Origin of the sequence: Moraxella sp. (assembly GCF_030525845.1) — a bacterium.
Lineage (GTDB): Bacteria > Pseudomonadota > Gammaproteobacteria > Pseudomonadales > Moraxellaceae > Moraxella.
In genome coordinates this window covers 91510-117371 of sequence record NZ_JAUNDY010000003.1, presented here as the reverse complement: position 1 = coordinate 117371, position 25862 = coordinate 91510, and the positions used below count along the sequence as shown (strand labels likewise).

28 protein-coding genes, 1 tRNA gene and 1 pseudogene are annotated in these 25862 nt (G+C 43.2%); 23 read left to right on the top strand and 7 right to left on the bottom strand.

Annotated elements, in window-relative coordinates; all coding sequences use genetic code 11:
• The first annotated feature begins 22 nt into the window (after positions 1–22).
• Positions 23–871, top strand: a complete 849-nt coding sequence (queF, locus tag Q4B79_RS02345; RefSeq protein WP_303084817.1) for an NADPH-dependent 7-cyano-7-deazaguanine reductase QueF — start codon at positions 23–25, stop codon at positions 869–871.
• A gap of 39 nt (positions 872–910) precedes the next feature.
• Here the strand turns inward: queF and Q4B79_RS02340 are convergent, their stop codons facing one another.
• Both Q4B79_RS02340 and Q4B79_RS02335 read right to left on the bottom strand, forming a co-directional pair.
• On the bottom strand, positions 911–1213 hold the full coding sequence (locus Q4B79_RS02340) for a PepSY domain-containing protein (RefSeq protein WP_303084816.1): 303 nt from the start codon (positions 1211–1213) through the stop codon (positions 911–913).
• Between the two features lie 150 nt (positions 1214–1363).
• Positions 1364–3094 (bottom strand): proline--tRNA ligase, encoded by a 1731-nt coding sequence (locus tag Q4B79_RS02335; protein WP_303084815.1) that lies wholly within the window; start codon positions 3092–3094, stop codon positions 1364–1366.
• Between the two features lie 138 nt (positions 3095–3232).
• Between Q4B79_RS02335 and Q4B79_RS02330 the strand changes: the two genes are divergently transcribed.
• From Q4B79_RS02330 to Q4B79_RS02285, 10 genes are all read left to right on the top strand, one after another.
• Positions 3233–3883 carry a DUF4230 domain-containing protein gene (locus Q4B79_RS02330; protein ID WP_303084814.1) on the top strand — a complete coding sequence of 217 codons (651 nt, stop codon included), beginning with the start codon at positions 3233–3235 and terminating at the stop codon, positions 3881–3883.
• A 312-nt stretch (positions 3884–4195) separates the two neighbouring features.
• The gene (locus Q4B79_RS02325; RefSeq protein ID WP_303084813.1) at positions 4196–5266 is read left to right on the top strand and encodes a hypothetical protein; all 1071 of its coding nucleotides are present in this window, start codon (positions 4196–4198) and stop codon (positions 5264–5266) included.
• A 70-nt stretch (positions 5267–5336) separates the two neighbouring features.
• Positions 5337–5861 carry an ATP/GTP-binding protein gene (locus tag Q4B79_RS02320; protein WP_303084812.1) on the top strand — a complete coding sequence of 175 codons (525 nt, stop codon included), beginning with the start codon at positions 5337–5339 and terminating at the stop codon, positions 5859–5861.
• Between the two features lie 48 nt (positions 5862–5909).
• Complete coding sequence (locus Q4B79_RS02315; RefSeq protein WP_303084811.1) at positions 5910–6350, top strand: roadblock/LC7 domain-containing protein; 441 nt, start codon at positions 5910–5912, stop codon at positions 6348–6350.
• A 288-nt stretch (positions 6351–6638) separates the two neighbouring features.
• Positions 6639–8735, top strand: a complete 2097-nt coding sequence (locus Q4B79_RS02310) for an ATP-binding protein (protein WP_303084810.1) — start codon at positions 6639–6641, stop codon at positions 8733–8735.
• 24 nt (positions 8736–8759) lie between these two features.
• Positions 8760–9149 (top strand): response regulator, encoded by a 390-nt coding sequence (locus Q4B79_RS02305; protein WP_303084809.1) that lies wholly within the window; start codon positions 8760–8762, stop codon positions 9147–9149.
• Positions 9146–9622 carry a hypothetical protein gene (locus Q4B79_RS02300; RefSeq protein ID WP_303084808.1) on the top strand — a complete coding sequence of 159 codons (477 nt, stop codon included), beginning with the start codon at positions 9146–9148 and terminating at the stop codon, positions 9620–9622. The genes Q4B79_RS02305 and Q4B79_RS02300 overlap by 4 nt, the downstream gene beginning before the upstream one ends.
• Positions 9623–9712: 90 nt before the next feature.
• On the top strand, positions 9713–12400 hold the full coding sequence (gene topA, locus Q4B79_RS02295; RefSeq protein WP_303084807.1) for a type I DNA topoisomerase: 2688 nt from the start codon (positions 9713–9715) through the stop codon (positions 12398–12400).
• 17 nt (positions 12401–12417) lie between these two features.
• Positions 12418–13389, top strand: coding sequence for a hypothetical protein (locus tag Q4B79_RS02290; protein ID WP_303084806.1), 972 nt, complete (start codon positions 12418–12420; stop codon positions 13387–13389).
• A 20-nt stretch (positions 13390–13409) separates the two neighbouring features.
• Positions 13410–13712 carry a DUF3817 domain-containing protein gene (locus Q4B79_RS02285; protein WP_303084805.1) on the top strand — a complete coding sequence of 101 codons (303 nt, stop codon included), beginning with the start codon at positions 13410–13412 and terminating at the stop codon, positions 13710–13712.
• Between the two features lie 49 nt (positions 13713–13761).
• Here Q4B79_RS02285 and Q4B79_RS02280 read toward each other — a convergent pair.
• Positions 13762–13852: transfer RNA gene (locus tag Q4B79_RS02280), tRNA-Ser, on the bottom strand.
• A 144-nt stretch (positions 13853–13996) separates the two neighbouring features.
• On the opposite strand from Q4B79_RS02280, the gene Q4B79_RS02275 reads away from it, so the two are divergent.
• Complete coding sequence (locus Q4B79_RS02275) at positions 13997–14887, top strand: energy transducer TonB (protein WP_303084804.1); 891 nt, start codon at positions 13997–13999, stop codon at positions 14885–14887.
• 24 nt (positions 14888–14911) lie between these two features.
• On the top strand, positions 14912–15988 hold the full coding sequence (locus Q4B79_RS02270) for a mechanosensitive ion channel family protein (protein WP_303084803.1): 1077 nt from the start codon (positions 14912–14914) through the stop codon (positions 15986–15988).
• Positions 15989–16104: 116 nt separating this feature from the next.
• Here Q4B79_RS02270 and Q4B79_RS02265 read toward each other — a convergent pair whose 3' ends face one another.
• Positions 16105–16236, bottom strand: coding sequence for a hypothetical protein (locus Q4B79_RS02265; RefSeq protein ID WP_303084802.1), 132 nt, complete (start codon positions 16234–16236; stop codon positions 16105–16107).
• Between the two features lie 122 nt (positions 16237–16358).
• Between Q4B79_RS02265 and Q4B79_RS02260 the strand changes: the two genes are divergently transcribed.
• The 8 genes from Q4B79_RS02260 to Q4B79_RS02225 all read left to right on the top strand — a co-directional run bounded on the left by Q4B79_RS02260 (position 16359) and on the right by Q4B79_RS02225 (position 21774).
• Positions 16359–17060 (top strand): DUF3108 domain-containing protein, encoded by a 702-nt coding sequence (locus tag Q4B79_RS02260; protein ID WP_303084801.1) that lies wholly within the window; start codon positions 16359–16361, stop codon positions 17058–17060.
• Between the two features lie 192 nt (positions 17061–17252).
• Positions 17253–17993 (top strand): UMP kinase, encoded by a 741-nt coding sequence (pyrH, locus tag Q4B79_RS02255; RefSeq protein ID WP_303084800.1) that lies wholly within the window; start codon positions 17253–17255, stop codon positions 17991–17993.
• Positions 17994–18222: 229 nt separating this feature from the next.
• A complete protein-coding gene (gene frr / locus Q4B79_RS02250) occupies positions 18223–18777 on the top strand; it encodes a ribosome recycling factor (protein WP_303084799.1) in 555 nt (184 codons plus the stop codon).
• 75 nt (positions 18778–18852) lie between these two features.
• Positions 18853–19374: a DUF2004 domain-containing protein gene (locus Q4B79_RS02245; protein ID WP_303084798.1), complete on the top strand. Its 522-nt coding sequence runs from the start codon at positions 18853–18855 to the stop codon at positions 19372–19374.
• Between the two features lie 44 nt (positions 19375–19418).
• Complete coding sequence (uppS, locus tag Q4B79_RS02240) at positions 19419–20156, top strand: polyprenyl diphosphate synthase (RefSeq protein ID WP_303084797.1); 738 nt, start codon at positions 19419–19421, stop codon at positions 20154–20156.
• Positions 20157–20177: 21 nt separating this feature from the next.
• A complete protein-coding gene (locus Q4B79_RS02235; protein ID WP_303084796.1) occupies positions 20178–20987 on the top strand; it encodes a phosphatidate cytidylyltransferase in 810 nt (269 codons plus the stop codon).
• A gap of 101 nt (positions 20988–21088) precedes the next feature.
• Positions 21089–21370, top strand: a complete 282-nt coding sequence (locus Q4B79_RS02230) for a type II toxin-antitoxin system Phd/YefM family antitoxin (RefSeq protein WP_303084795.1) — start codon at positions 21089–21091, stop codon at positions 21368–21370.
• Positions 21370–21774 carry a type II toxin-antitoxin system VapC family toxin gene (locus Q4B79_RS02225; protein WP_303084794.1) on the top strand — a complete coding sequence of 135 codons (405 nt, stop codon included), beginning with the start codon at positions 21370–21372 and terminating at the stop codon, positions 21772–21774. Before Q4B79_RS02230 ends, Q4B79_RS02225 begins: the two co-directional genes overlap by 1 nt.
• Positions 21775–22098: 324 nt before the next feature.
• On the opposite strand, the gene Q4B79_RS02220 is transcribed toward Q4B79_RS02225, so the two are convergent.
• Both Q4B79_RS02220 and Q4B79_RS02215 read right to left on the bottom strand, forming a co-directional pair.
• Positions 22099–23319, bottom strand: coding sequence for an ammonium transporter (locus Q4B79_RS02220; protein WP_303084850.1), 1221 nt, complete (start codon positions 23317–23319; stop codon positions 22099–22101).
• A 77-nt stretch (positions 23320–23396) separates the two neighbouring features.
• A complete protein-coding gene (locus Q4B79_RS02215; protein WP_303084793.1) occupies positions 23397–23735 on the bottom strand; it encodes a P-II family nitrogen regulator in 339 nt (112 codons plus the stop codon).
• Between the two features lie 342 nt (positions 23736–24077).
• Here Q4B79_RS02215 and Q4B79_RS02210 point away from each other — a divergent pair, with 342 nt between their 5' ends.
• Both Q4B79_RS02210 and dxr read left to right on the top strand, forming a co-directional pair.
• Positions 24078–24287 carry a hypothetical protein gene (locus Q4B79_RS02210; RefSeq protein WP_303084792.1) on the top strand — a complete coding sequence of 70 codons (210 nt, stop codon included), beginning with the start codon at positions 24078–24080 and terminating at the stop codon, positions 24285–24287.
• Between the two features lie 15 nt (positions 24288–24302).
• Entirely contained in the window at positions 24303–25535 is a 1233-nt protein-coding gene (dxr, locus tag Q4B79_RS02205; RefSeq protein WP_303084791.1) for a 1-deoxy-D-xylulose-5-phosphate reductoisomerase, read from the top strand.
• A gap of 101 nt (positions 25536–25636) precedes the next feature.
• On the opposite strand, the pseudogene Q4B79_RS02200 reads toward dxr, so the two are convergent.
• Positions 25637–25795, bottom strand: a pseudogene (locus tag Q4B79_RS02200) (excalibur calcium-binding domain-containing protein); the annotation flags it as partial.
• Between the last annotated feature and the right edge of the window lie 67 nt (positions 25796–25862).

The window sequence follows — 25862 nt, the reverse complement described above, 5'->3', positions numbered from 1 at the left end:
TATTTTTAAAAGGTAAATAATAATGAGCATTCATGGCGTACTTGGCGAGAGTACCAGTTATTCTAAAACCTATGACCCTAGTATTTTATTTCCCATCTCACGACAAATCGGACGAGATGAAATTATCAAAGAAACAGGCTTTGTTTTTGATGAGACCAATACAAAGGGCGTTGATGTGTGGCAAGCCTTTGAATTGTCATGGCTCAATCCTGTGGGTGTCTCCCAAGTGGCGATGGCACGATTTTTTATTCCTGCCACATCGCCTTATATTGTGGAGTCTAAATCCTTAAAATTGTATTTAAACAGTTTAAATTTTACCAAATTTAATGACATTAATGATGTCAAAAATACCATAGAACAAGATTTATCACATTGTGTGGGTGTGCCAATTCAAGTGCAAATCATTCAATTAACAGATGGGAATTTAAATATTGTTCAGCCTATTGGCGTGTGTATTGATGAGGTGTTAAATGAGCATGGCGACAACATTGAGCTTGTCGATGATATTGATAATTCATGGTTAAAAAATGCCAAACAAGGCACACCAAAACGCCATCAATTTTATAGCAATCTCTTACGCTCAAATTGCCCTGTTACCAATCAGCCTGATTGGGGAACGGTGCAAATTGACATTCATACCGAATACGAGTTGGATTTTGGGGCGATGTTAAGATATATTTTGTCGTTTAGACAGCATAATGGTTTTCATGAGCAGTGTGTGGAGCGAATATTTGCAGATTTGATGACATGGTTTAAGCCACAGGCTCTGCGAGTGTCTGCCAATTATACACGGCGTGGCGGTATTGACATCAATCCTGTGCGGGTATTTGATGTGCCTATGGGGGAGGTTGGGCGATTTGTGAGGCAATAAAATCAAGCCCTGCGTAATACAGGGCTTGATTTAGTTTAATTAGTAGTCCAGTTTAGCACGGAAGTTTTTTAGGCTTGGATAGTCTAGGCGAATGTCGTATTTTTTGCCGTTTTTGATGGCTTCGGTTTCTACGTAAAGTTTGCCACGTTTTTCGTCAATTTCAAGCTCATCAATGATTTGATAGCCTTTTTGGGTAATGATGGCACGTGCTTTTGCAAGAGTTTGATGAACTGCTGGGTCTTGATAGGCGGCATGCTCTAGATAGTCATCGTCAGCATGGGCAACGCTAACACCAGCGGTGGCAACAGCAATGGCAAGACCTAAGACTTTGGCTAGTTTCATAAATTTCTCCTAAGTGTTTGATTGGTAAGAGCGAATTTATTTGGCTCTTGGGTTATTATAACTTAGTTTTTGGTTGTGATTGTATCGTTTTGTATAAGACGTGTTGAGTATTGATTGCTTGTGTTACAACACACCCTAGTTGTTATCATTTTACAAAAACTTCGCAAGTACCTCATCAAGACTTAGTAACTCTTTATCATCACTGCCTCGTTTGGCGTACTCGTATTTATTTTCTACCAGATTACGCTCGGAGACCACGATGCGGTGGGGGATACCGATGAGTTCTAAGTCAGCAAACTTCACGCCCGCCCGCTCATCACGGTCATCGAGTAGCACATTGACCCCACGAGCTTTTAGCGTCTCATACAGTTCGTTCGCTTTACTCTCAGCAGAGCCGTCTTTGGATTTCATGGGGACGACCGCCACATAAAATGGCGCGATGTTATCGCTTGGGTCTGGCGTGTCCGCCCAAAGAATGCCTTTGTCATCGTGGTTTTGTTCTAGGCTGGCGGCGATGATACGGCTCACACCAATGCCATAACAGCCCATCATTAGTGTAACGGGCTTGCCTTCTTTGCCCAAAACGGTACAGTTTAGGGCGTGTGAATATTTGTCGCCAAGCTGGAAAATATGCCCCACCTCAATGCCTCGTTTGATTTGTAAAATGCCTTTACCATCAGGGCTGACATCGCCATCGACCACATTTCGTAAATCGGCGGTGCTGTGCAGGATAGCATCTCGTTCCCAGTTCATGCCTGTGGTGTGCTTATCTGCCACATTTGCCCCACTCACAAAATCAGACATCGCAGACGCCGTACGGTCAGCAATCACAGGCACGCCATAGCGTGCCAAATCCACGCTGATGTAGCCTTTTACCAGTCCTGCCTCTTTCATTTCTTCTTCTGTTGCCATTTCTAGGGGGGCTTTGACTTCGGGCAGTTTTTCGGCTTTGATTTCGTTCAAAGTATGGTCGCCACGCAAAACAAGGGCAACCAGTTTTGGCATGTCAGGCGTTTCCTCGCTATACGAACCCTTAACAATCAAGGTCTTAACCGTTTGTTTTAGGTCAATGCCTAGATGTAGGGCAACTTCCTCACAGGTTGGCATATTTGGCGTATCGACATCGGTACGGACGGCGGTGGGGGCTTGGCGGGTGTCGGTACAGATGGCTTCGGCAAGCTCGATATTGGCAGAGTAGTTAGATTCTGTGCTAAATGCGATGTCATCCTCTCCGCTGTCGGCTAGGACGTGAAATTCATGGCTGGCAAAACCGCCAATAGAGCCTGTATCGGCTTGCACGGCACGAAAGTTTAGCCCCAAACGGCTAAAAATGCGATTGTACGCTTCATAAAAGTCGGCATAAGTCTGGGCAAGGCTCTCTTTGTCAATATGAAAAGAATACGCATCTTTCATCGTAAACTCTCTGGCGCGCATCACGCCAAAGCGAGGGCGGATTTCATCACGAAATTTGGTTTGGATTTGGTAATAAGTCGCTGGCAGTTGTTTGTAGCTTTTAAGTTCGCCACGAGCGATGTCGGTGATGACTTCCTCATGGGTGGGACCTAGCACAAAATCACGAGTATGACGGTCTTTAAAGCGAAGTAGCTCCGCCCCATAATCCTCCCAGCGTCCACTCTCTTGCCACAGTTCGGCAGGTTGGGTAACAGGCATGAGTAACTCTTGGGCATTGATGCGTTCCATCTCCTCACGGACGATTTTTTCGACCCGTTTTAGGACACGCAAGCCTGTTGGCATCCAGACATACAGTCCTGACGCAAGTTTGCGAATAAGCCCTGCTTTGAGCATTAGTTGGGCGGAAATGATGTCGGCATCGCTTGGCGTTTGCCGTAGAGTAGCTAGGGTAAATTGACTGGCTTTCATAAAATTTCTCAAAAATTGGGTAATTTGTTCAAAACACACTATATTAAAGTAAAATTTGGTAACTGTGCAAGCGATTTTTATGGAAATTTTAAATTTATTCCCCATAAAATGAATGAGTGTTATCCAAAAAGGAAAAGTATGACCGCACAAAAACCCTCTAAACGCAAATACAGTAAATTGACACTCATTGCCATTACCATTTTTATGGCGATGACGGTAATTTTGACCGCTATTTTTACGGTCAAACTGACCGAAAAACCTGCTATATCCGCCATCAGCCGAGACGGGGTGGTAACCGACATTCAAAAAATGGCGAAACTTACCACTGTCAGTTTTAATGTCGATACCATCATCACTTCAAATAAAGAAGGCACATGGTACAAGCTGTGGCAGGACGAACAAAAGGGGCTGTTTATCGCCAAAGGGCGAGTTTTGGCAGGCGTGGATTTATCCAAACTCACCGCCGATGATGTTGACATTCGTTACGCCAAAGAGTTGAATGCTCCTGTTGAAGTGCGTATCAAACTGCCCAAGTCAGAGATTTTTGAGGTGTTTTTGGACGACATACAGGTGTATGACTGGCAAACAGGGCTGTTTGGTATGGTGGCGGGCGACCCAGAGATTTTAAATAAAGCCCAAGAAAGTGGTAAAATTGAGGTGCTAAAAAAGGCATGTCAAGGCGACATCATGACCCTTGCCAAAGACAGTGCAATCGAGCAAATCAAGCATTTATTTGCCTTGACGGAGGCAAAGGTATCGGTGGAGATGGCGGTGGGGGAGTGTCAATGATGGGTGTTTTGCACCCTTAATTTATATCCATACTATTTGTAAGTATTTAAAAATGTTACTAAAAGGTAAAATCTTTTTGTTGTTTGGTATAGCCGTAAACCCAAATATGGTATAAAATAGTACAGATAACAGACTATGTCCTGTTTTTGAGATTTGTGAGCGGTTGGTTTTGCCGTGTGTGTCATTATGAGTCACTTGTTGGTTGTTGATGAGTGGCTTGCTTGTGAAATGATGAGTTTGTGATTTTTAAGTGCTGGTGTCTTGGTTTGTGATTTTGACATCGGCGATTTTTAAGCGAGCCAAGAGTAAGCTATGGAAAATATTGACAGTAAGAAAATCATGAAGATTGCAATGGTTGGCGTCAGTCCCGCCGACCAAGTTACCTTTAAGGGGTATTTGCGAGTACTTCTTCGCTTAGATGTCGATTTGGACTGGGTGTCTGTTCAGGTTGGTCGTGTGGATTTGTATGTGGTTAATGAGGATTTTAGAAATTCTACCAGCATACAAAAACTGCAAGAAGCGCATCCAAACACACCTACCCTGTACGTCAGTCGCAGTGAAATGGGTGACGGTCGCATTGTAGGTGATGTATTGGTGTTGCCCCTAAAACAAATTGGACTGTTAAATAATTGGCTGCATGATAATGTCAATGTCCTAAAAGGCATACCTTACCAAAAGACACCTGCTAGCACCGCATCTGAGCCTGTGCGACCCTCAGCAGCAGCACAGCCAAAGCCCATCTCATCAAGTACCGAATTGTCTGATGTGATAGAGATGATAAAGACGCTGCACGCTCGCCCAAAAGCCAACTTCGAACTTCTGCAAGACGGCGAAGTAATTGCTGTTATTGACGGTTCACGTCAGTTGGTGTGGTTAAAGAGTATGCAGACGGTTGATGTTACGGCATGGCGACTTCGTATGGGCGGTACACCAGACGAACCCAGTCGTGCCATTGACATGAATCAGTGGCTTTATCAGGTGGCATGGGAAAATGCTGATAAACTACTGCCTCTTGTAGATAAAGATGCTCGCTATCAGCTTCGTTCGTGGGTAAAACCCGACAACAACACCGAAAGACGTCCTCTATTGCGTGCAATGGTGGCACTAGAAGATAAAGCTCGCACGATAGATGAGCTGGTGGCACGTACGGGGCTTAGTCGCTTATTTGTCCAAAAAGTAGTGGTGTCTTTGTTGTTTGCTCAACATCTTAGTGATGAGAACTATCAAGTCATCACAGCGGTCATCACGCCTGTGATTGCATCTACGCCAAGTGCTTCATCGTCTAGCGTGCCAGAGCCAGAGGGCGTACCTGTGCCACAAAGTGCTGAGCAAGAAGAAAAATTAGGCTTTTTGGCACGTTTACGCCGTAAACTGGGGATATGATTGGTGCGTCTTCCGCATTGAATATTCACGCTTTTTGTAATAAAATACATCAAATCATTTAGGTAGCATTATGCAACGTTTAAAAATTGTGTTTAGCGGTCCAATGGGTGCAGGTAAGACCCAAGCCATCTCTAGTTTGTCTGACATTCCTGTGGTATCCACAGAGGTCATGAATACCGACCTTGATACCAATGCCAAATTGCTCACAACGGTTGGCATGGATTATGGCGAGCTTATCATTGAGGGTGGGGCGAGTATTGGGCTGTATGGCACACCGGGACAAGAACGCTTTAATTTCATTTGGCCCATTCTCTCACAAGGTGCTTTGGGGGTTGTGATTTTAATTGACCACTCTGCCCAAGACCCTGTGGCAGATTTGGCACACTACCTAAAAACCTTTGATGGTATTTATGAGGGACGCATTGTACTAGGCATTAGTCAAGTGGATAAAAAGCCTGAGCGTGAATTTTCTATCTATCGTGATTATTTGGCGAGCATTGGACGCAATTTACCGCTATTTCCTGTGGACATGCGTAAGCGTGAAGATGTGTTGTTGCTTGTTGAGAGTATCATTGCAAGCTTGGAGCAGGTATAAACCTCGCAGCAACCCAAATGATTTTATAAAAAATATTGGAGCAAATTAATGAGTCTTAGTCCCTTTAAGTTGGATTCTAATCGTGTTAAGCCTGCCGAACAGTTTATTACCATCTCAAAAGAAGTCTTGCATGAGTTGGTGCATTCGACCGCTGGTGTAGATGGCGTACTTTTGGCATCGTCAGATGGTTTTGAAGTGTCGTCCATTTTTCAAAAAAATTATGATGGTAATAAGCTCTCGGCAGTTGGCTCATCCATTTTGGCATTGGTGCAGGCCTTGACGAGTGAGGCTCAGTTGACAGGTTGCCGTTCTGTGATTTTAGATGCCGAAAATGGTAAAATCATGATTGGTTCTGTGCCTAATGCCAACCAGCCAATGATTTTGATTGTGGTTACAAGACAGCAAGTGCTGCTTGGTCAAATCATGCATGCCATGAATAAAGCTACTGCTCGTTTGGTCGAGCTTGACGGCTTGTATCACGGCAAATAAGAAACCACATAACCAGCACGGCAAATACACTCCAAATTTTAAAATGGTCATCGTCTCTGTGCATGGTCATTTTAACCGTTAGGCATTTTGTAAGCAGCCCAAATCATTGGGCTGTTTTTATTTTGTCAAAAAACCATCAGTCATCAAATTAATGTTAGAATATTTTAAGATTTTAGTATAAAATGTGTGAGCTTCCATCCTTAAAATCTAAGTCGGTCAGATTGGCTGATTTGGTGTGGGATAATTTAACCTCTATCATAATTGTGCTGATAAAATAAAGGTGAGTACATGGGTGGCTTATTACATTCTAGATATAAAAACCTATTTTTTTCGTTAATTATCTTTGTGGTGCTAATCACAACTTTGCTTGGGTTAAATTACTACGCCACTCATCAGTCCTTGTATTATACCAATATCAATGATGGCATCGGCAAACTCAGTGATGAGTTTTATAATCTCAATCTACACACTCAAAGATGGCAAATCGCTCAAACCCCAGAAGAGAAAAAAATAGCGATGAACGAAGTCATTACCAGTCATCGAGCTATTGATAAGTACATTGAGCTGTTTGGTACTGGTGGAGATTATTATTATGATGATGGTAGTATCTTATCCATCATTAAGCTAGAAGATGAAGAGGATGTTGCCAACTACCAAAAAATCAAATCTTGGGATAAAAATTATGAAAAACAACTAAGTGCATTGAGTGCAGATAGCGACGTCACTGCTTTGGCGAAATCTATTTATGAGGACAAGAATCAGCTGTATACACTCTTTGATGAAATTTGGAACAATCAACTAAACAAGAGTGAGTATTGGGCGAAATTTGCTAAATCCACATTGATTATCGGTGTGATTTTGATGTTTTTGTATATTTCGTGGTTTTTCTTTTATTTCCTCAAAAAAATCGGACAGTCTGATGATGCTATTAGGCAAGCACGTCGCCAAACTGCCAATATCTTGGATACAGTACAAGAAGGTCTATTCTTGATTGACAGAAATTTTGTGGTGGCAGAGTCGTATTCCAAAAACTTAGAGACGATTTTGTGTCGTCATGATATTGCAGGTAGGACGTTACTTGATTTGCTAAAAGACATGATTGGCTCGCAGGAACTTGCTGAAACTAAGCTGTTTATTGAGCAGCTGCATAATCCATGGGTGGTGTCAGAGTTGATTGATGACCTAAACCCACTCAAAAAGGTGCGTGTGGGCTTTTTGAGTGAAGAGGGCGAACCCATCGTTAAATATTTGTCATTTAGCTTTTTAAGGGTACACGAAGATGAAGAAGATGATGCCAAACAAATCTTTGTCAACGTGGTTGATGTAACCGACTCTGCCGTACTTGAAAAAACCTTGGAGAGCGAAAAAGCCCAGCATGACCGCCAGATGGAGATGATGGGGCATATTCTCAATATTGATGTTCATCTGCTCAATCGCTTCATTGCCAGTACCTATGAGCGTGTCGATGAGATGAATGAGATTTTGCGTAACGAAGGACAGCTACACAATAAAGCCCAGACCCTGCTTCGTAAAATGCATGCCCTAAAAGGCGAGGCATCTGCCATCAAGATGGAAAGCTTTGTCAAACTTGCCGAAAAAGGCGAAACCGAACTTGCAATTTTACGCAAACAAAATACGGTGGTGGGGCAGGACTTTTTGGGTTTTGCGGTGGTCTTAAATGATGTTTTGGATTTGACCCAATTTGTTGAAAAACTGCTTGATCGCCTAGCCAATGTCGGTCAAGCTCAAAATCAAGTGCAGACAGAGGGTTTTGCTGGGGTTGATACATTTGTGGATAACACCCAGCAAGCAACAGAAGTACCAACATCGCAAGCACCATGGACGGCTTATTTTGCTGACTACGCCCAGCAGGTCGCCACACGCCAAGGCAAGCAAGTAACCTTAAACGTTACAGGATTTGACGAGATTGCCATGAGCGAAAAGGCGATGAAGTTTTGTCAAGATGTGGGCATTCAGCTTCTTAAAAATGCCATCGCACACGGTATCGAGACACCTGAGGGTAGAAGACAGGTCGGCAAAAACCCAGTGGGGCAAATCACACTTATGTTGGCTAACTATGGCAATCAGCTTCGTATGAGTATCATGGACGATGGGGCAGGCGTGGACGTAGATGCTTTGCGTCAAAAAGCGGTGGAACTTGGCATGGCAACCGCTGAGGCATTGGCAAATGTACCTGACAGCAAACTATATCCGCTGATTTTCCGCTCTGGACTCTCCACCGCCAAGACGCTTAGTGAAGATGCTGGACGTGGTGTAGGCATGGATGTGGTGCGTGAGTGGGTAAAAGAGATGGAGGGCAAGGTGCAAGTAGATAGCAATCGTGGCATGAGCACCAAAATCACCCTGAATTTTAATCCAGAATAAGACCCAATAAGCATAGAGAAAGTTATGAATGAATTGATGATTGTAGATGATTCGAGTGTGATTTGTAATCGCATCGAACGCTGTTTTGAAGAGACGAATATTGAGGTGGTGGCGATAGCCAATAACGGAGCGGACGCAGTGTTAAAGTATGAGCAGTACCGTCCAAAGCTCATCATCATGGATTTGGTCATGCCACAGATGGATGGATTAGAATGTATTAAGCGTATCGTTGCTAAAAAGGACGATGTGAATATTTTGGTGGTATCGGCGATGTCTGATCGCATGACGGCCTTGCAAGCCTTACAAGCTGGGGCTAGGGGGTTTATTTATAAGCCATTTTCTGATGAGAAGCTTGTAAATGCCATCAAAAAACTGGCAGAGCTTGCCAAAAAATCCAAAAACCGTTCTTTATGAGCATTAGCACATTGGTGGTCGTTGCTGCCATCTTGTTTGTGATTGGCAACATCATGGGCTTAAAGCCAAAGGCAAGCGAGGTGCGTGTCGGCGACATGAGGTTGTTTGCTCGCAAATTAGACCTAAACCCCAAACTTGTACCCATACCTGACTGGCTTGTCGGGGTGGCGGATAAAGGTGGCATGATAGCCCAATACACCCTCATCAATGATGAATGGCGGTTGCCTGCACGGTATTTAGTGTGGACAGATGGTGCGTGGCAGGGCGATGCTGTATCAGACATCTTGCCTCCTAAGTTTTGTGAGGCTTACATTAAAGGGGTCATGTCAAAGGCAAACTGTGTTACGATTTATTGGCAAGATGAGCCGTATGTCAAAAGTTTTTCGGTCAGAGATGAACATGCCATGACAGTGATCGAGCAAGATTTGATGCAGTTGCAGGCATTTTTGGTGGAAATGGGCAATCAACCCTAAAAATTTGTTAAATTATTTATTAAAACCTTGACAAATTCATAAAGCCATTTTATAAAGTGGGCATTTTAGACTAAGCAGATAGAGCGACTCATGGTACTTCCCAAAAAAACCACCTCCAAAAAAACCAACAATCAGGACGATGTGGTGGACACCCCCACCGCAAAAGGCAAATCCCTTGTCATCGTGGAATCACCCGCCAAAGCCAAAACCATCAACAAATATTTGGGGTCAAACTATGTCGTGCGGTCGAGCGTGGGGCATATCCGTGATTTGCCTGTCTCTTCACAAACAGCAGGGGGTGCGGATAAGGACACCGCCAAAACCAAAGAAAAAGACAGCGAAGTCAAACTAAGCCGTGAAGAAAAAGCCCAGCAAGCACTCGTCCGCAGAATGGGCGTGGACCCCGAAAACGGCTGGAAGGCGGTGTATGAGATTTTGCCCAATAAAACCAAAGTTATCAAAGAGTTAAAAGCCCTTGCCAAAAGTGCCGATACCATTTATCTGGCGACTGACCTTGACCGAGAAGGGGAGGCGATTGCGTGGCATTTAAAGGAAGTGATTGGTGGAGCGGACAGCAAATACCGCCGTGTGGTCTTTAACGAAATCACCAAAAACGCCATTACCGAAGCCTTTAACAACCCCGAAACGCTCAATATGGACAGGGTCAATGCTCAGCAAGCACGGCGTTTTCTTGACCGTGTGGTCGGCTTTATGGTCTCGCCCCTTTTGTGGGCGAAAGTCGCTCGGGGCTTGTCGGCTGGGCGTGTGCAAAGCGTGGCAACTCGCCTTGTGGTAGAAAAAGAGCGGGAAATTCGAGCCTTTGTCCCAGAAGAATATTGGCAAATTTTTGCCGACACTCACCAAGAAAAATCTAGCGAAATCATTCGCTTAGAGGCGGTCAAACAAAACGGCAAAGAGCTGAATTTAAAAAACGAAAGCCAAACCCTACAAGTCGTTGATATTTTAAAAAATAACCCCTTTATTGTCAGTGAGCGAGACGAAAAGCCCACCAGTTCCAAGCCGTCTGCCCCCTTTATTACCTCTACCTTACAGCAGTCGGCGAGTACTCGGCTTGGCTTTAATGTCAAAAAAACAATGCTCCTAGCCCAACGCCTGTACGAAGCAGGGCATATTACCTATATGCGTACCGACAGCACTTTTTTGAGTGCGGACGCATTGACGGCTGTCAGGGAGTTTATTGGGTTAAATTTTGGCGATAAGTATTTGCCCAAATCGCCCAATGTCTATGGCAATAAACAAAACGCCCAAGAAGCTCACGAGGCGATTCGCCCCAGTAATGTCTTGGTGCAAGCAAAAGATTTAAAAGATGTGGAGCAAGATGCCAAACGCTTGTATGAGCTGATTTGGAAGCAGTTTGTCGCCTGTCAGATGACCCCTGCTCAATATCAATCCGCCACCTTGACCGTCAAGTCAGCCGATGTGGAACTGCGGGCAAAGGGGCGAGTGATGACCTTTGATGGCTATACAAGGGTCAATCCCCCTGCTAAGTCGGACGATGTGCTTTTGCCTGATGTCAAAGTGGGCGACACTTTGGTGGTGGATGGCATAAACCCAAGCCAGCATTTTACCAAACCACCTGCCAGATACACCGAGGCAAGTTTGGTCAAAGAGCTTGAAAAACGAGGCATTGGGCGACCGTCCACCTATGCCTCCATCATCTCCACCATTCAAGAGCGGGGCTATGTTCGCACCGAAAACAAACGGCTATTTGCCGAGAAAATGGGCGACATTGTTACCGACCGCTTGACACAGAGTTTTCCTGATTTGATGGATTATAGCTTTACGGCAAGTTTGGAGGATAAGCTGGATAATGTTGCCAATGGCGAGCAAAATTACAAAACAGTGCTTGATGAATTTTATGGCGATTTTAAGGGCAAATTAGAAATCGCCAAAGGCAAAGACGGTATGCGACCCAACAACCCAACCGATGTGCCTGATGTCCATTGTGAGCTGTGCGACCGCCCAATGCAGATTCGCACGGGCGGAACGGGGGTGTTTTTGGGCTGTACGGGCTACAACCTACCACCCAAAGAGCGTTGTAAAGGTACCAAAAACCTAATGGCGGTGGAGGCGTTTGCCAGTCAGGCTTTAAAGGGGCTTGACGAGGATGACACCACCGATGAAATTGCTGACCTATTGACCAAAAAACGCTGTCCCAAATGCCACACGGCAATGGACGGCTACATTGTGGACGGTGGATTGAAACTGCACATTTGTGGCAATAACCCTGACTGCGATGGCTATCTTTTGGAAAAAGGGGTGTTTGAGCAAGCAGGCAAATCGGACGCTCCAACCATAGACTGCGACAAATGCGATGGGCAAATGGAGCTAAAAACAGGGCGGTTTGGGGCGTATTTTGCTTGCCAAAAATGCGACAATACTCGTAAAGTCTTAAAAAATGGCGAAGCCGCTCCGCCACGAATGACCGCTATCGCTATGCCCCATTTGCGTTCAGCTCGTTTTGATGACCATTTTGTACTGCGAGAAGGGGCGGCAGGCTTGTTTTTGGCGGCAAGCAAATTCCCCAAAGTGCGTGAAACCCGCCCGCCCAAAGTGAGTGAATTAAAAACGGTGCAAGGCGAACTTGACCCCAAATTTCACTACCTACTGACCGCCCCAGAAGTGGACACGGACGGCAATCCAACGATTGTGCGTTGGTCTCGTAAATCGTCAGAGCAATATGTCGGCTCGGAAAAGGACGGTAAGGCGACTAAGTTTGCACTTGTGTGGAGAAATGGGGCGTGGGTAAATGGATAATTTTTATAATAATCGCTATGAAATTAGATTGCCTCAAACGCAAAGAGTTGAAAGCTTTGACTCATATACAGGGGGGGGTATTTTCCGTCCATGATAGTATTGATATTATGCTTGATTGTAGCTTGCAGGATTATAGGGCTACCAGCCCGCTGCTGTCAGCCAACCTTAGTGAAGATGAAGCTTTCTTGGTAGCAGGAGAGCTACTACAGTTACTCAAAGCCTATTACAAACTATATGATGATTACTATCATTTGTCATCATATCAGGAGTTAAATAGAATAGAATTAATAAAAAATGATTCTATTTTTACAAAATATATGGGTGAGTTTGAGATTGAAAACTACACATTGCACAATGCTTGGAATGATAGTAATGTAAGCTCCCTGATTGATAAAGATGATATTTTAAGGGTTTTTGGTTTTAATGCTTTATTGTATTTATCAAACAAATCAATAGAAGAGGTGGTAAATGATGAAAAAAAATTTGCTGATGTCTATATTTTATTGAAACTTGTGTATTTTGATAATGATTGGGCTAACTTGTATAAAATTTATGAGTCTTTAATTACTTTTGCGGAGAGTGCTAATTATCCAAATCTTGAAGAATTCAAAACAGATAAAGATAAGTTAACCAAACCAGCTAACAATTTTAGTGTTGTTGGTTTGCTGTCTAGGCATGGTGTTACCACGAAGAAAACTGATAAAAAAAATTGTTTTTCTTTGGATGAAGCAAAAGATTATGTTTTTTCTCTTGTGAGAACTTTTTTGGAATGGAAGTATCAATTGGAAATATTTGAGAATGTTGTGGAGAAAGTTATTAGAACTCGCTACGGCGTTGAGCAATGGGTGGATTTCACAACATTATACGAAAACATTAGGATTAACCCAGAGAAATGTGGTTTTGCAAGTGCCGAAGATATGTTCAAACATATTAACAGTAAACATTTTGAATTAAATGATGATAAGACCCAAATCCGTTTATTAAAATAAGTTTAAAACAGGAAACAACCATGACCCCCACCCACCTTCGTCTAATTAGCTTTTTGGAAGGCGTTTCGTTTATTGTCTTGCTTGGCATCGCCATGCCATTAAAGTATAAATTTGATAAGCCATTTTTAGTGCCGTATGCAGGTATGGCACATGGTGTGTTGTTTATTGCTTTTATCGTGGTACTATTGGTTGTTTGTCAGTTACGACAATGGTCGCTCAAAGTCTTTATTATTGGACTTGTTGCGTCAGTTCTACCTTTTGCACCGTTTTTATTTGAACGCTATATTCATCGGCTGGCATTAGAAGATGAAGAGTGTGAATGAGGTAGATATTCAACAAAAAGCCCCCAACTGTAACGTGGGGGCTTATATATGGCGGTGATGGAGAGATTCGAACTCTCGATACGCTATTAACGTATACACACTTTCCAGGCGTGCGCTTTCGACCACTCAGCCACATCACCAATGGGGGCAGATTATAGCAGGTTTTTTGGGTGTTGTCATCTATTTTATGCATGATTTTATTGTTTTATTTGGGAAGTGTTGGACTTTTCAGCTTGATAAAAATAAGGTAGAATAACAAGATTTTATAAATCATAGGATTGTTCGTGCCTAGCCTACCCAAAGATGGTTTTTTGCAAAACCTTCAAAATGCCCTAGACAACAAAAACTTAGACATGCCGATGGCGACCGTGATTGCGGTGGCGGTGCATGCGTTTGTGATTTTTGGGATTGGATTTAGTGCTGGGGTAGTACCTGATGAGATGGCACAGGAGGTCGCGTCTGTTTTAGAACAGAATAAAGAAAAAAACGAAGATGCACGTTTTGTGGCGAATGCCAGTCAAGAAGGGGGTGGCGAGGTGCGTCAGCAGTTACGCCAAGAGACAACCATGATAAGCCCTGATAGTAGCGATGAGATGGAGGACACCCAAGACATCATTAATCTTGAAAAACAGACCCGCCAACAAGCCTACCAAGAAAGCTATCTGCGAACCACGCTATCTATTCGTTATACCGACAGCCAAAACGATAACGATGCCGAAAAAAAACAAAATGACCTAGATGTCCAAGAAGAGCGTATCCGCAAAAAAATCCGCACGCTGGAAGCCCAGCTTTCCCAAAAACAGCAGGTTTTTGCTTCAAAAACTAACATTCACACCGTCAACAGCAACGCAACCACCCATGGCGTGGCAGCAGGGTATTTGGAGAATTTTCGTCGTCACGTCGAGCGTATCGCCAACCAATATTATCCCGATGAGGCACGCCGTAATAACATCATGGGCGATGTTCGCCTGATGGTATCCATCTCGCCTGACGGTCATGTCAAATCCATTCGTCTGCTAGAATCCTCAGGGTCAGCCGTCTTGGATGAAGCCGCCAAACAATCAGTTCGCCAGTCGGCTCCTTACGGTCATTTTGATGAAGAAATGGGCGGGCTTAGCGAGCTTAGAATCATTCGCACGTGGCGATATAGCGATAAGATTGAAGTAACAAATTGATATTCTTAGTATATTTTATTTATCATGTCAAAAAAAGAAACCGAATCGCCCAAATCAGAACCGCCTTTAATTGAGGAAGTCAAGGCAGTCGCCGAAGAATCTGTGGAGCGGTTGGAAACTGTTGCTACCAAAACCAGCGAGGCGGTTGCAGAGACCACCAAAGAAGTGGCGGTAGAGGCAACCAAGACCGTAGAGACTGCCAGTGATTACACCCTTGAACTGCTTGGTATATCTGTAAATACACGTACACTTATGGCAAATTCGGTGGACTTTGCTATCAAAGCGGTGCTTGCCATCATCATTTTTTATGTGGGTAAGTGGATAGGGCGACGCATTGTTAATCTTGCTAAACATGCCATGATGCGTAGCTCTATGGATGGTACGACGGTTAGTTTTTTAAGTAATTTGTTGTACTGGGTGGTTTTGGCGGCGGTGGTTTTGGCATCACTAAACCAGCTGGGTATTAGCACAACGTCATTTGTGGCGGTGCTTGGTGCGTTGACGGTCGCCATCGGTGTCTCGCTCAAAGACCAAGTATCTAATTTGGCGGCGGGCGTGTTGATTGTGGTGTTTCGTCCCTTTCGTCGTGGCGATTTGGTGCAAATCGGTGGACATGTAGGTAGAGTTCAGGAGATTACGCTTGTTAATACCCGAATTTGCACCAACAGCAATCACGAGGTTATTATCCCTAATGGCGACATCATGACTTCTGCCAGCATCAATTATTCATCTTTGCCTAATCGTCGCGTGGAAGTGCTTGTGGGTATCAGCTATGACAGCGATATCAAGACGGCTCGTCAAATCATGATGCAGACGGCTTTGGCTCATGAATTAACATTAAAAGAACCTGAGCCTATTGTGCGTGTTACAGAATTGGCAGAAAGCTCGGTTAATCTTACTTTGTACGTTTGGACGGCAAATGACGATTGGTTTGCGGTACAATGTGATTTGTTAGAATGCATAAAAGGGCTGTTTGATAAAGAGGGTATTAGCATTCCCTTTCCGAACCGCACGGTACAAATTGACGGTTTGGAGGAGATATTAAAGAACCTCTCTGGTCATGACAGCCCCATGAATCCACCCACACAAACCAAATCTTAACATCTTGGCATTTGATTTGTGGGTGGCATCGTCAAAGATTAGGTATTCATCATGCGACTTGCTTTTAGGGCAAAATAACTCAAAATCCCATCGCAGCCCACCTATCTAAATCCTAATCAGCTTTTAATCGTTGCCAAAGAGTCATCGGCAACAGCAAACACGTGCGTGGCGTATTTATCCCTCTTATTGATGTTGGGAGTAGCCCCATCTCTTTTGGCGTGTGTTGAGATCATGGAGGTGTTGTGCATGGGCAAATCTGCAAGATACGAGCAATCATGCTCACAAAATCACACAAATTCTTGCAAAACCCCCATTGAAATTATCACAAATTTTATCCATCATATACACGTCAAAATTTGAGGGTATTTAGATGAGTATCATTTCAAAATTCTTAAAAACTGTCGGTACTGCCACTGTTGCCGCCAGCGTATTGGCTGGGGCAAATTTGGCAAATGCAACAGACTTGCAAGGTTTTTCGGCAACTTATGCAGTAAAAGCCGATGGCAAAAGTGGCACGGCGACACGCACCCTAACCAAAAACGGCAATAATTACGCTTATCATGTCAAGGCAAGCGTCTCAGGTGTGGCAAGTTTAACCCAATCGGCAAATTTTAGTTTGTCTGGCGGAACGATTATCCCAGCGACTTCCAATATGTCGGTTAAGGTGCTAGGCGTGGGACGCACACACAACATTAAATTTAACAACAGTGCCAAGTCGGTGGTTAGCACCTATAAGGGCAAGGCGACCACCCTCAGCATGAAAACTCAGGCATATGATGATTTGAGCTTGGAAGTGCAGATTCGCCAAGAGTTGATTAATGGCAAGTTTCGTGGCAATTATCCATTGGTTAAAAAAACCAACATTGAATCCACGAAGTTTAAAAAATCTGGCAACGCCAAAATTACCGTGCCAGCAGGGACTTATGATGTCGTTCGCATTGACCGTGTGCATGATGATAAAGGACGTGCCACAAGTTTTTGGTTGGCCCCAAGCTTAAATTATTTACCCATTAAAGTTAGCCAAACCAATGACGGCAAAGTCATTAGCATGGAGCTAACCAAAATCAATTAAAGCGGATAATCCCAAACGTACCAAACTTCCCAAATGTCGAGCGATGTTTGGGAAGTTTGCTTTGGGCTAGGCGTGCAAACCAGAATTTTAGCTTGTTTATTCATAAAAAATACTGGGTATAAATGCAAGTTTTACAATATGAATGAAAAATGCTAAAATGGCTCAATTTTATTTTAAAAAAATAGGTGCATCATGTCCGACATCAATCCAAACGACAAAAACCCCAAATTCTCCCGCATTCTACTCAAACTCTCAGGCGAAGCCCTAGCAGGAGGCAAGGACATGGGGATTGACGCATCTATCCTTGACCAGATGAGTCTATCAATTGCTCATTTACGTGGGCTTGGTGTGCAGGTGGGTATTGTCGTGGGTGGGGGCAATTTGTATCGTGGTTCAACCCTACAAAAAGAAGGGCTTGTCGGACGAGTTACAGGCGACCAAATGGGTATGCTTGCCACCGTGATGAACGGACTTGCCATGCGTGATGCCCTAGCTCGCCGTAACATCAAATGCCGTCTGATGTCTGCTCTGAACATTGCCACCATTGGCGAGCCCTATTCTAGCCGTGAAGCGATTCGTCATCTTAATAATGGCGAAGTATGTATTTTTGTCGCTGGCACGGGCAACCCATTTTTTACCACCGACACCGCCGCTTGTTTGCGTGGCATTGAGATTGAGGCAGGCCTCATTTTAAAAGCCACCAAAGTGGACGGCGTTTATGACAAAGACCCAAGCGTGTATGACGATGCGGTCAAATATGATAGCCTATCGTTTGATGAAGTGCTAGAACGCAAATTGGGTGTCATGGATTTGACCGCCATTGCCCTATGCCGTGAGCATAATGTGCCTTTGCAAGTGTTTGACATGAATAAGCCGAATGCTCTACTGAATGTCGTCATGGGCGAAAATGAAGGGACAAAGGTTTATCATTGATTTTTGAATAAAATTCTTGGTAAATTTTTAATAAAATATTGTATTTTTTAATGCCAAATTTTAATAGTACATTTTAATTTTAATAATGCCTTATTTTAAAGTGGCTTGGATAAGTTTTGTATTGAGATTTGTGGGGGTAAATGGTAACTTTCTCTCATAAAAATCAATCACTCTTTTAATTAAAAGATGGCATTATCTTAAACTTTTAAATAATTTTGGAGAATTTTTTATGATTAACCAAATCAAAACCGATGGCAAAGCTCGTATGGAAAAATCGCTTGAAGCGTTGGAGGGTGCTTTTGCCAAACTGCGTACAGGTCGGGCTCACCCTGGGATTTTATCAGGCGTGATGGTAAGCTATTATGGTTCTGAAATGCCTTTAAACCAAGTTGCCAGTATCAATGTTGAAGATGCTCGCACGCTACTGGTACAGCCCTTTGACCGCTCAATGGTGCAAGCGGTGGATAAGGCAATTCGTGAGGCGGACTTGGGGCTAAACCCAATGAGTGCCGATGTCATTCGTGTGCCAATGCCAGCACTTACCGAAGAGACTCGTAAAGATATGCAAAAACTTGCCAGAAGTGAAGCGGAGCAAAGCCGTGTATCGGTACGCAATATCCGCCGTGATATGCTGGCTGATATCAAAAAATTGGTCAAGGACAAAGAGGCAAGCGAAGATGATGAACGCCGTGCCGAAACCGACATTCAAAAGCTGACCGATGATTTTATCAAAGCGATTGATACCCGCCTTGCCAAAAAAGAAAGTGAGTTGATGGAAGTGTGATTGTGATTTAAAAAAGTAGGGTGTAAATTTACGCCCTACGTTTTATTCCAACTTTGATTATTTTTAAGGCAATGAATGAACCATTCTTATTTTGGCGAATTAAATTTAATTGATTTTGATTATGCCGAAGTTATTTGGGAAAAAGAATTTACTTTAAGCAATTTTAATAATCCCATAAGAGTTACATTATGGTTATGGGACAATTCTTCTGATTGGGTCACGACTGAAATTTTGGATAAGTGTGTTAATCTTATTCAAAGAATTGAGGAATTGCACAAAATTGCTAAACCCTATATTATCAATGAGTTAGAAACAGATAGTTATTTTATTGATGAGCATTTGGAATATGTGAGTTATGGGGCGAATATTCCTGCCCTAAAAGAGCTAATAGAAAATAATCAAGTTTTGCCACAAACGGTTTATGACTTGTTAAACTTGCAATATGTTAATATTTGGCTTGGTAAAAATGACCCTGAACGGTATTTTAAAGCTCATATTAGCCTTTATTATCAAATAAACCCTAATGAAAGCGACCAAATAATTGAAGTTAATTTTGATTTAAATGGTGATTTTGATTATGTTGCTTATGTCAGTTAATTAAAAACCATTGATATTTTTAATCCCATAACCCCAGTGATTTTATGAACACTCCTTATTCTCCCAATATTCCTAAACACATCGCAATCATTATGGACGGCAATAACCGCTACGCCAAACGACAAGGCTTGCCGTCTGGGGGCGGGCATTTGGCGGGTAAAGATAGCCTTGACCCCATTGTGGAATTTTGTGCAGAGCAGGGCGTGCAGGTGTTGACGGTATTTGCTTTTTCGTCAGAAAACTGGGCAAGACCACAGGCGGAAGTGGAGCTTCTAATGACGCTATTAGAGGAGGCTATTGATGAGCAACTTCCTAGAATGCAAAAAAACCAAATGCGACTTCGTTTTATTGGCGATAGAAGCAAACTCTCTGACCACTTGCAACAAAAAATGGCGGATGCGGAGAGCCAAACCGCTCATTTTGACAAAATGACCCTAGTCATTGCGGTAAGCTATGGCGGAAAATGGGACATTGTCCAAAGTGCCAAGTCATTGATAACTAAGGTAAAAAATGGCGAAATAGGCATAGATGACATTGACGAAACCGCCTTTACGGCTGGGGTAAGTTTGGGCGATTGCCCGCCTGTGGATATGCTGATTCGCACGGGGGGCGATTATCGCATTTCTAACTTTTTGCTGTGGCAAACGGCGTATGCGGAGCTATTTTTTACCAAAACCTTATGGCCTGATTTTACGCCCGATGAGCTTTCAGAGATGATGGCGGATTTTGGCAATCGTGAACGGCGGTTTGGTAAGACCAGTGAGCAGGTGCAATCACAATAATCTCAAATAAAGGGTAAATTTATGTGGCAACGAATTAAAACCGCAATCGTGCTTGTGATTATTGTGGGCGTGGCAATGTTTGCAACCGACAAGCCGTATTTATTTTTGCCCCTGTTGATGGTGGGAACATTTATTGCCTCCCAAGAATGGACAAAACTAACACCGCCTCTAAAACAGCCGATGTTTTTTGTACTGCCTGTGTTTGTGATGGCGTTTGTTAGTTTGTTGTTGCCTCAAGTATGGGTGCTGTGGTGGACGTTGGCGTGGGTTATTTGGCTGTTGGCAACTCGGTGGGTGCTGACCTATCCCAAGCAAGAAAAATGGTATGGTAAACAACTGTTCATTATAGGTACAATCATCATTACCGCTAGCATTACTGCCATGTACGCCTTGTGGCAAATGTCGGCGTGGTGGCTCTTGTATGTGTTTTTGCTTGTGTGGTGTGCTGATAGCGGGGCGTATTTTGTTGGGCGAAAACTCGGCAAAACTAAGCTTGCTCCCCATGTCTCGCCCAACAAATCGGTGGAAGGCTTAATCGGTGGTGTGGTAACCGCAAGCACAGTTGCGGTAGGCGTGGGGTTGTATTTGAAGTTGCCGGCCGTGCCACTTGTCGTGTTTTTGGTGTTGTCGGCGGTAACGGTGGGGGCGAGTGTGTTGGGCGATTTGTTTGAATCCATGCTCAAACGCCGTGCAGGGGTCAAGGATTCTGGCACAATCTTACCAGGGCACGGTGGGGTGCTTGATAGAATTGACAGTTTGTTGTCGGCGACACCAATTTTTGCGTTGGGTGTGCTGATTTGTCAAGTGTTGGGCGTGAGTTTTGTGGGTTGATTTAAAAGATAAAGCACTTTTGGCAAATTTATAAATGATTGAAAATGGCTTGTTGTTTTGTTAGAATTAGCTAAGTTATTAAACTAAGTTTGGAGAGAATGATGCAAACCGCTACCGCCAATGTCAATATTCATTATGCCAAAACCCATTTATCTCGCTTGATTGACGAAGTGGCAAGTACGGGCAAGCCGATTACCATTGCCAAAGCAGGAACGCCAAAAGTCAAAATTGTGCCGATTGACGAACCAAAAATGGGGTCTATGTTTGGCTTTATGCTTGATGAGAATGGTAATTTGCCAGAAGGTTTTAAAGAATTTTCCGAATGTTTTGATGAGTTAAATGATGAAATGGTTGAACTTATGCTAAACAATGGGGAATTTTAATGAAAATCTTATTGGATACCCATATTTTAATATGGATTGCTGGTAATGAAATGCACCGATTTTCACCCAAAGTTTTAGAAATTTTAGAAAATCGTAGGGATAATGAATTTTTTGTCAGTCTTGCAACCATTTGGGAAATCGCAATTAAGTCTACTTTAAAAAAGCCTAATTTTCCTTATAAAGCAGATTTAATGTTAAAACAAATGCGAAAAGTGGGCATTCAATTATTACCAATTACGCCAAATAATGTAATGGGTGTTTCAGAATTGCCTTTAATGCACAATGATCCTTTTGACCGTCTTTTAATTATCCAAGCCGAACAAGAAAGATTATACCTTTTGACCACAGATAATGCAATTTTAAAATATGATAAATCTTTTATTTTAAATACAAAAACGCTTTAAGTTTTTTTATCAATTTCCTTATAAATTCTCCAATCATTTTTAATAAGTTTCTCAATGACAACTTTCCCCAATCCATCGCCCTTTTGGGTGCAATAGGGCAAACAATTGTGAAACTTAACATTTAGAAGAATTGATTGCACTATTCTTAATTTTATATAAATGGTTAATTTTTATAAAGGCATAAAGGCAAATTGTAATTCGCCTTTATGATTTAAAATAGGTATGATTCAATTCATAGGATGTTAAAAAAATGGGGTATTGATTTTAAAATTCTACGAGTGTTAATTTTATAAACCATTATCTTTCATTAATCCCTCAATCCAATCAATCGCCCACCTTCTCTCCGTGTACCGCCAAATCTAGCCCTTGATATTCATCCTCATGGCTGACACGCAGTCCGATGAATTTTTTGATGAGTAAGCCGATGATGAGCGTCATTACCGCACTATAAAGGGCGGTTGCGATGACCCCTTCAATTTGTAGCCATAATTGTCCAAAAAATGAGGTGTCAAGCGGTTTACCCATGATGCGTTCGCTGGCAAAAATCCCTGTCAACACCGCCCCAATGATACCGCCCACACCATGCAAGCCAAAAGCGTCCAAACTGTCATCAATGCTGATTTTGTGTTTGACAAAGCTGATAAACCCAAAACACCCCACCGCCGTCAAAGCCCCAATCGCCATCGCACCGCCAATGTCCACAAAGCCCGCCGCAGGGGTAATACCCACAAGCCCTGCAATCGCCCCAGACGCACCGCCCAATGCCGATGCCTTGCCACGATGTAAATACTCGCACAGTAGCCACGCCAAACCACCCACCGATGCCGACACTTGCGAGACGATGATTGCCATTGCCGATGTGCCGTTTGCCCCCAGTGCCGAACCGCCATTAAAGCCAAACCAGCCCACCCACAAAAGCCCCGTTCCGACCAGTGTTAGGGTAAGATTGGCGGGGGCAAGGTAGCTTTTTTGGTAGCCTTTGCGTTTGCCAAGCAGTACTGCCAGCACCAACCCTGCAACCCCTGCACTGATGTGAACCACCGTACCGCCTGCAAAGTCAAGAGCATCGCCAGTTAGCCAGCCACCACCCCAAATCCAATGGCACACAGGGGCATAGACGAGTAGTGTCCACAAAGACGCAAACAGTAAAAACGAGCCAAATTTTATCCGCTCCGCCAACGACCCAGACAAAATCGCCACCGCAATCACCGCAAAAGTCATCTGAAACGCCACAAACAACAAAGTCGGAATGCTCCCTGTCATCTCATCAAGGGCAATGTCGGCAAGTAGCCAATGCTCAAAACCACCCACAAAGCCATTGCCCTGTCCAAAGCTGAGCGAATAACCCACCACCACCCACAGCACGCTGACCACCAAAGTCGCCCCAATGCTGTGCATCATCGTCCCCAAAATGTTCTTTTTACGCACCATACCTGCATAAAACAACGCCAAACCCGGTACAGTCATCATCAGCACCAAGCAAGTCGCCATCAGCACCCAAGCGGTGTCGCCTGTGTTGAGCGTGTTGCTGGCATGTGCCATCATCGGTAATAAAGCACCAAGCCCCAGTCCGACATTTAGCCAAAATTTTTGTGATTTCATCATCTCCCCCATTTGTTTGGTTAAATTGCCACTTCGCCCACTTCGCCTGTGCGAATGCGAATGATTTCATCTAAGGGCATGACAAAAATTTTGCCATCTCCCACCTTGCCTGTGTGTGCCACATCGGCAATCGCTTGTATGACTTCATCGGCAAAATCGTCCGCCACCGCAATTTCAAGCTTAATTTTGGGTAAAAAATCCACCACATATTCCGCCCCACGATAGCTTTCGGTATGCCCCTTTTGTCGCCCAAAGCCCTTAACTTCGGTAACGGTCATGCCCTGCACGCCAAGCTCTGACAGGCGTTCACGCACTTCGTCCAATTTAAACGGCTTAATCACCGCCACAATCAATTTCATAAAAATACCTCGCTTTGGTTGAATTCATCTGATTTACTAATGATAATATAGTAAAAAATGATATATTGCAATAGGGGGATTTTGGGTAAATTCTGATAAATCTTGATGGATAGATGAGATGAGGGTGATGTGGTGGGATTGTGTTATGATATAACAAAATGGGCTGAACTTTGACAATCTTATAAAACTTAGCTAAACTATCAGGTCAGTTTGATAAATTTTGATGTTGCTTTTGTAAATGGTATTGTGGATATGTTTGAAGATAACTAACGGTTTTAATTTTAAAACTAAACCATTGTATTTTAATGATTTATCTTTTAATTTGAATTGGGAGCTTGTAAAATGAAAATAGCTTTTATTGTAGTAAGTATTTTATATTTAACAGCATGCGTGGGTAAAACTTTGCCCCAAGAAAATCCAGCCCAATATAAGCCAATGGATAGAAGTTGTGAGCGTCAGTTTCCAAAACCATCTATCCAAGACTCAAATTATCAACAAAAAATAGGCGAATATAACGCCAACACCAGCCATTGCAGATCTTTTAATTATTGAGTTTAGAAAATACAAATGACCATGCTTTCTAGTTCCACCCCCCAATCCATTTCCCTGCTCGGTGCGACAGGCTCAATCGGAGCCAGTACGCTTGATTTGATTCGTTTGCATTTAGACAAATACCGTTTATTTGCGGTATCAGGTTTTTCTAATTTACAAAAGTTATTGGATATTTGCCAAGAATTTACCCCTGAATTTGCGGTCATTGGCGATGAGTATTTTGATGAATTTTATCATAAAATCAATGCTTTAAACCTACCCACGCAAGTGTTAAAAACAAGCGAAGGTTTGGACTTTGTTGCCAGTCATCAAACTGTGGATACAGTGGTCTGTGCCATTGTCGGTGGGGCAGGGCTTAGCTCCACTTTATCGGCGGTACAGTCGGGCAAAAAAGTCTTACTTGCCAACAAAGAAGCCCTTGTGATGGCAGGCGATTTGGTCATCAAAACCGCCAAAGAGACAGGGGCGGTCATTTTGCCAATTGACAGCGAACACAACGCCATTTTTCAATGTTTGCCACAGGCGGTTCAGGGCGATAATGCCTTGATAAATAACAAAAATTTTGGTATTCGTAAACTTTGGCTAACTGCCAGCGGTGGGGCATTTTTGCACAAATCGTATGACGAAATGCGTACGGCAAGCGTGGCACAAGCGGTCAATCACCCCAACTGGTCTATGGGGGCAAAAATTACCGTGGATTCTAACACGATGATGAATAAGGGCTTGGAGCTGATTGAGGCCTGTCATTTGTTTGGCGTGGGGGTGGAGCAGGTGGCGGTCGCCATTCATCCGCAAAGCGTGGTGCATTCCTTGGTGGAGTATGTGGACGGCTCGTTTTTGGCTCAGTGTGGTACGCCCGATATGAAAACGCCGATTGGCTATGCCCTTGCCTATCCTAATCGGGTGGAAAGCGGGGTTAAGCCTTTGAATTTATTTGAAATGGCAAAATTGGAATTTATTAAGCCTGACGAACAAAAGTTTGCCTGTCTTGCCCTTGCCAAAAAAGCAATGGCACTTGGTAATGGGGCGTGTATTATTTTAAATGGGGCGAATGAAGTGGCGGTGGACGCATTTTTAAAAGGAAAAATTAAATTGACCGATATTGCCAGTATTGTAGAAAACTGTTTGAATGTTGATGAAGTGGCAAATGAGTTAGCAAAAAGTTTTGACAATTTGGCGGATATTTTGGAGCTTGATAAAAGAGTGAGAAAGATTGCTAAAATTATCGTTGAAAAATTAGATAACTAAGATAAATTGTATTTGGTAGCAAACAAAACACCATTTTTTATTTAAATGGGAAAATGGTGTTTTTTATTTGGTATTTTTTGGGATTGACTAAGCATAATTGTTTATTTGCACCATTGTTTTTCACAAGGAATACCGTCTTTATTGCCGTCCATTTTGGTGTTTGGGCAGTTATTGATAAAGAAAGTGGCTTCCGCACAAGAAGTCATCTGTGAGCAATGTGTTCGCCCATCACAGCGGAATTGACTTTGGTTGGTGTTGGAAAATATTTGTTGTTTATTGGTGGTTGGTACAACTGGCTCATTGTGTGTTTCATTATATAACTCATTG

What these genes read in the sequence shown, in the direction of transcription:
- queF (WP_303084817.1), top strand. Translation starts at nt 23, where the DNA reads ATGAGCATTCATGGCGTACTTGGCGAGAGTACCAGTTATTCTAAAACC.
- Q4B79_RS02340 (WP_303084816.1), bottom strand. Translation starts at nt 1,213, where the DNA reads ATGAAACTAGCCAAAGTCTTAGGTCTTGCCATTGCTGTTGCCACCGCT.
- Q4B79_RS02335 (WP_303084815.1), bottom strand. Translation starts at nt 3,094, where the DNA reads ATGAAAGCCAGTCAATTTACCCTAGCTACTCTACGGCAAACGCCAAGC.
- Q4B79_RS02330 (WP_303084814.1), top strand. Translation starts at nt 3,233, where the DNA reads ATGACCGCACAAAAACCCTCTAAACGCAAATACAGTAAATTGACACTC.
- Q4B79_RS02325 (WP_303084813.1), top strand. Translation starts at nt 4,196, where the DNA reads ATGGAAAATATTGACAGTAAGAAAATCATGAAGATTGCAATGGTTGGC.
- Q4B79_RS02320 (WP_303084812.1), top strand. Translation starts at nt 5,337, where the DNA reads ATGCAACGTTTAAAAATTGTGTTTAGCGGTCCAATGGGTGCAGGTAAG.
- Q4B79_RS02315 (WP_303084811.1), top strand. Translation starts at nt 5,910, where the DNA reads ATGAGTCTTAGTCCCTTTAAGTTGGATTCTAATCGTGTTAAGCCTGCC.
- Q4B79_RS02310 (WP_303084810.1), top strand. Translation starts at nt 6,639, where the DNA reads ATGGGTGGCTTATTACATTCTAGATATAAAAACCTATTTTTTTCGTTA.
- Q4B79_RS02305 (WP_303084809.1), top strand. Translation starts at nt 8,760, where the DNA reads ATGAATGAATTGATGATTGTAGATGATTCGAGTGTGATTTGTAATCGC.
- Q4B79_RS02300 (WP_303084808.1), top strand. Translation starts at nt 9,146, where the DNA reads ATGAGCATTAGCACATTGGTGGTCGTTGCTGCCATCTTGTTTGTGATT.
- topA (WP_303084807.1), top strand. Translation starts at nt 9,713, where the DNA reads ATGGTACTTCCCAAAAAAACCACCTCCAAAAAAACCAACAATCAGGAC.
- Q4B79_RS02290 (WP_303084806.1), top strand. Translation starts at nt 12,418, where the DNA reads ATGAAATTAGATTGCCTCAAACGCAAAGAGTTGAAAGCTTTGACTCAT.
- Q4B79_RS02285 (WP_303084805.1), top strand. Translation starts at nt 13,410, where the DNA reads ATGACCCCCACCCACCTTCGTCTAATTAGCTTTTTGGAAGGCGTTTCG.
- Q4B79_RS02270 (WP_303084803.1), top strand. Translation starts at nt 14,912, where the DNA reads ATGTCAAAAAAAGAAACCGAATCGCCCAAATCAGAACCGCCTTTAATT.
- Q4B79_RS02265 (WP_303084802.1), bottom strand. Translation starts at nt 16,236, where the DNA reads ATGCACAACACCTCCATGATCTCAACACACGCCAAAAGAGATGGGGCT.
- Q4B79_RS02260 (WP_303084801.1), top strand. Translation starts at nt 16,359, where the DNA reads ATGAGTATCATTTCAAAATTCTTAAAAACTGTCGGTACTGCCACTGTT.
- pyrH (WP_303084800.1), top strand. Translation starts at nt 17,253, where the DNA reads ATGTCCGACATCAATCCAAACGACAAAAACCCCAAATTCTCCCGCATT.
- frr (WP_303084799.1), top strand. Translation starts at nt 18,223, where the DNA reads ATGATTAACCAAATCAAAACCGATGGCAAAGCTCGTATGGAAAAATCG.
- Q4B79_RS02245 (WP_303084798.1), top strand. Translation starts at nt 18,853, where the DNA reads ATGAACCATTCTTATTTTGGCGAATTAAATTTAATTGATTTTGATTAT.
- uppS (WP_303084797.1), top strand. Translation starts at nt 19,419, where the DNA reads ATGAACACTCCTTATTCTCCCAATATTCCTAAACACATCGCAATCATT.
- Q4B79_RS02235 (WP_303084796.1), top strand. Translation starts at nt 20,178, where the DNA reads ATGTGGCAACGAATTAAAACCGCAATCGTGCTTGTGATTATTGTGGGC.
- Q4B79_RS02230 (WP_303084795.1), top strand. Translation starts at nt 21,089, where the DNA reads ATGCAAACCGCTACCGCCAATGTCAATATTCATTATGCCAAAACCCAT.
- Q4B79_RS02225 (WP_303084794.1), top strand. Translation starts at nt 21,370, where the DNA reads ATGAAAATCTTATTGGATACCCATATTTTAATATGGATTGCTGGTAAT.
- Q4B79_RS02220 (WP_303084850.1), bottom strand. Translation starts at nt 23,319, where the DNA reads ATGATGGCACATGCCAGCAACACGCTCAACACAGGCGACACCGCTTGG.
- Q4B79_RS02215 (WP_303084793.1), bottom strand. Translation starts at nt 23,735, where the DNA reads ATGAAATTGATTGTGGCGGTGATTAAGCCGTTTAAATTGGACGAAGTG.
- Q4B79_RS02210 (WP_303084792.1), top strand. Translation starts at nt 24,078, where the DNA reads ATGAAAATAGCTTTTATTGTAGTAAGTATTTTATATTTAACAGCATGC.
- dxr (WP_303084791.1), top strand. Translation starts at nt 24,303, where the DNA reads ATGACCATGCTTTCTAGTTCCACCCCCCAATCCATTTCCCTGCTCGGT.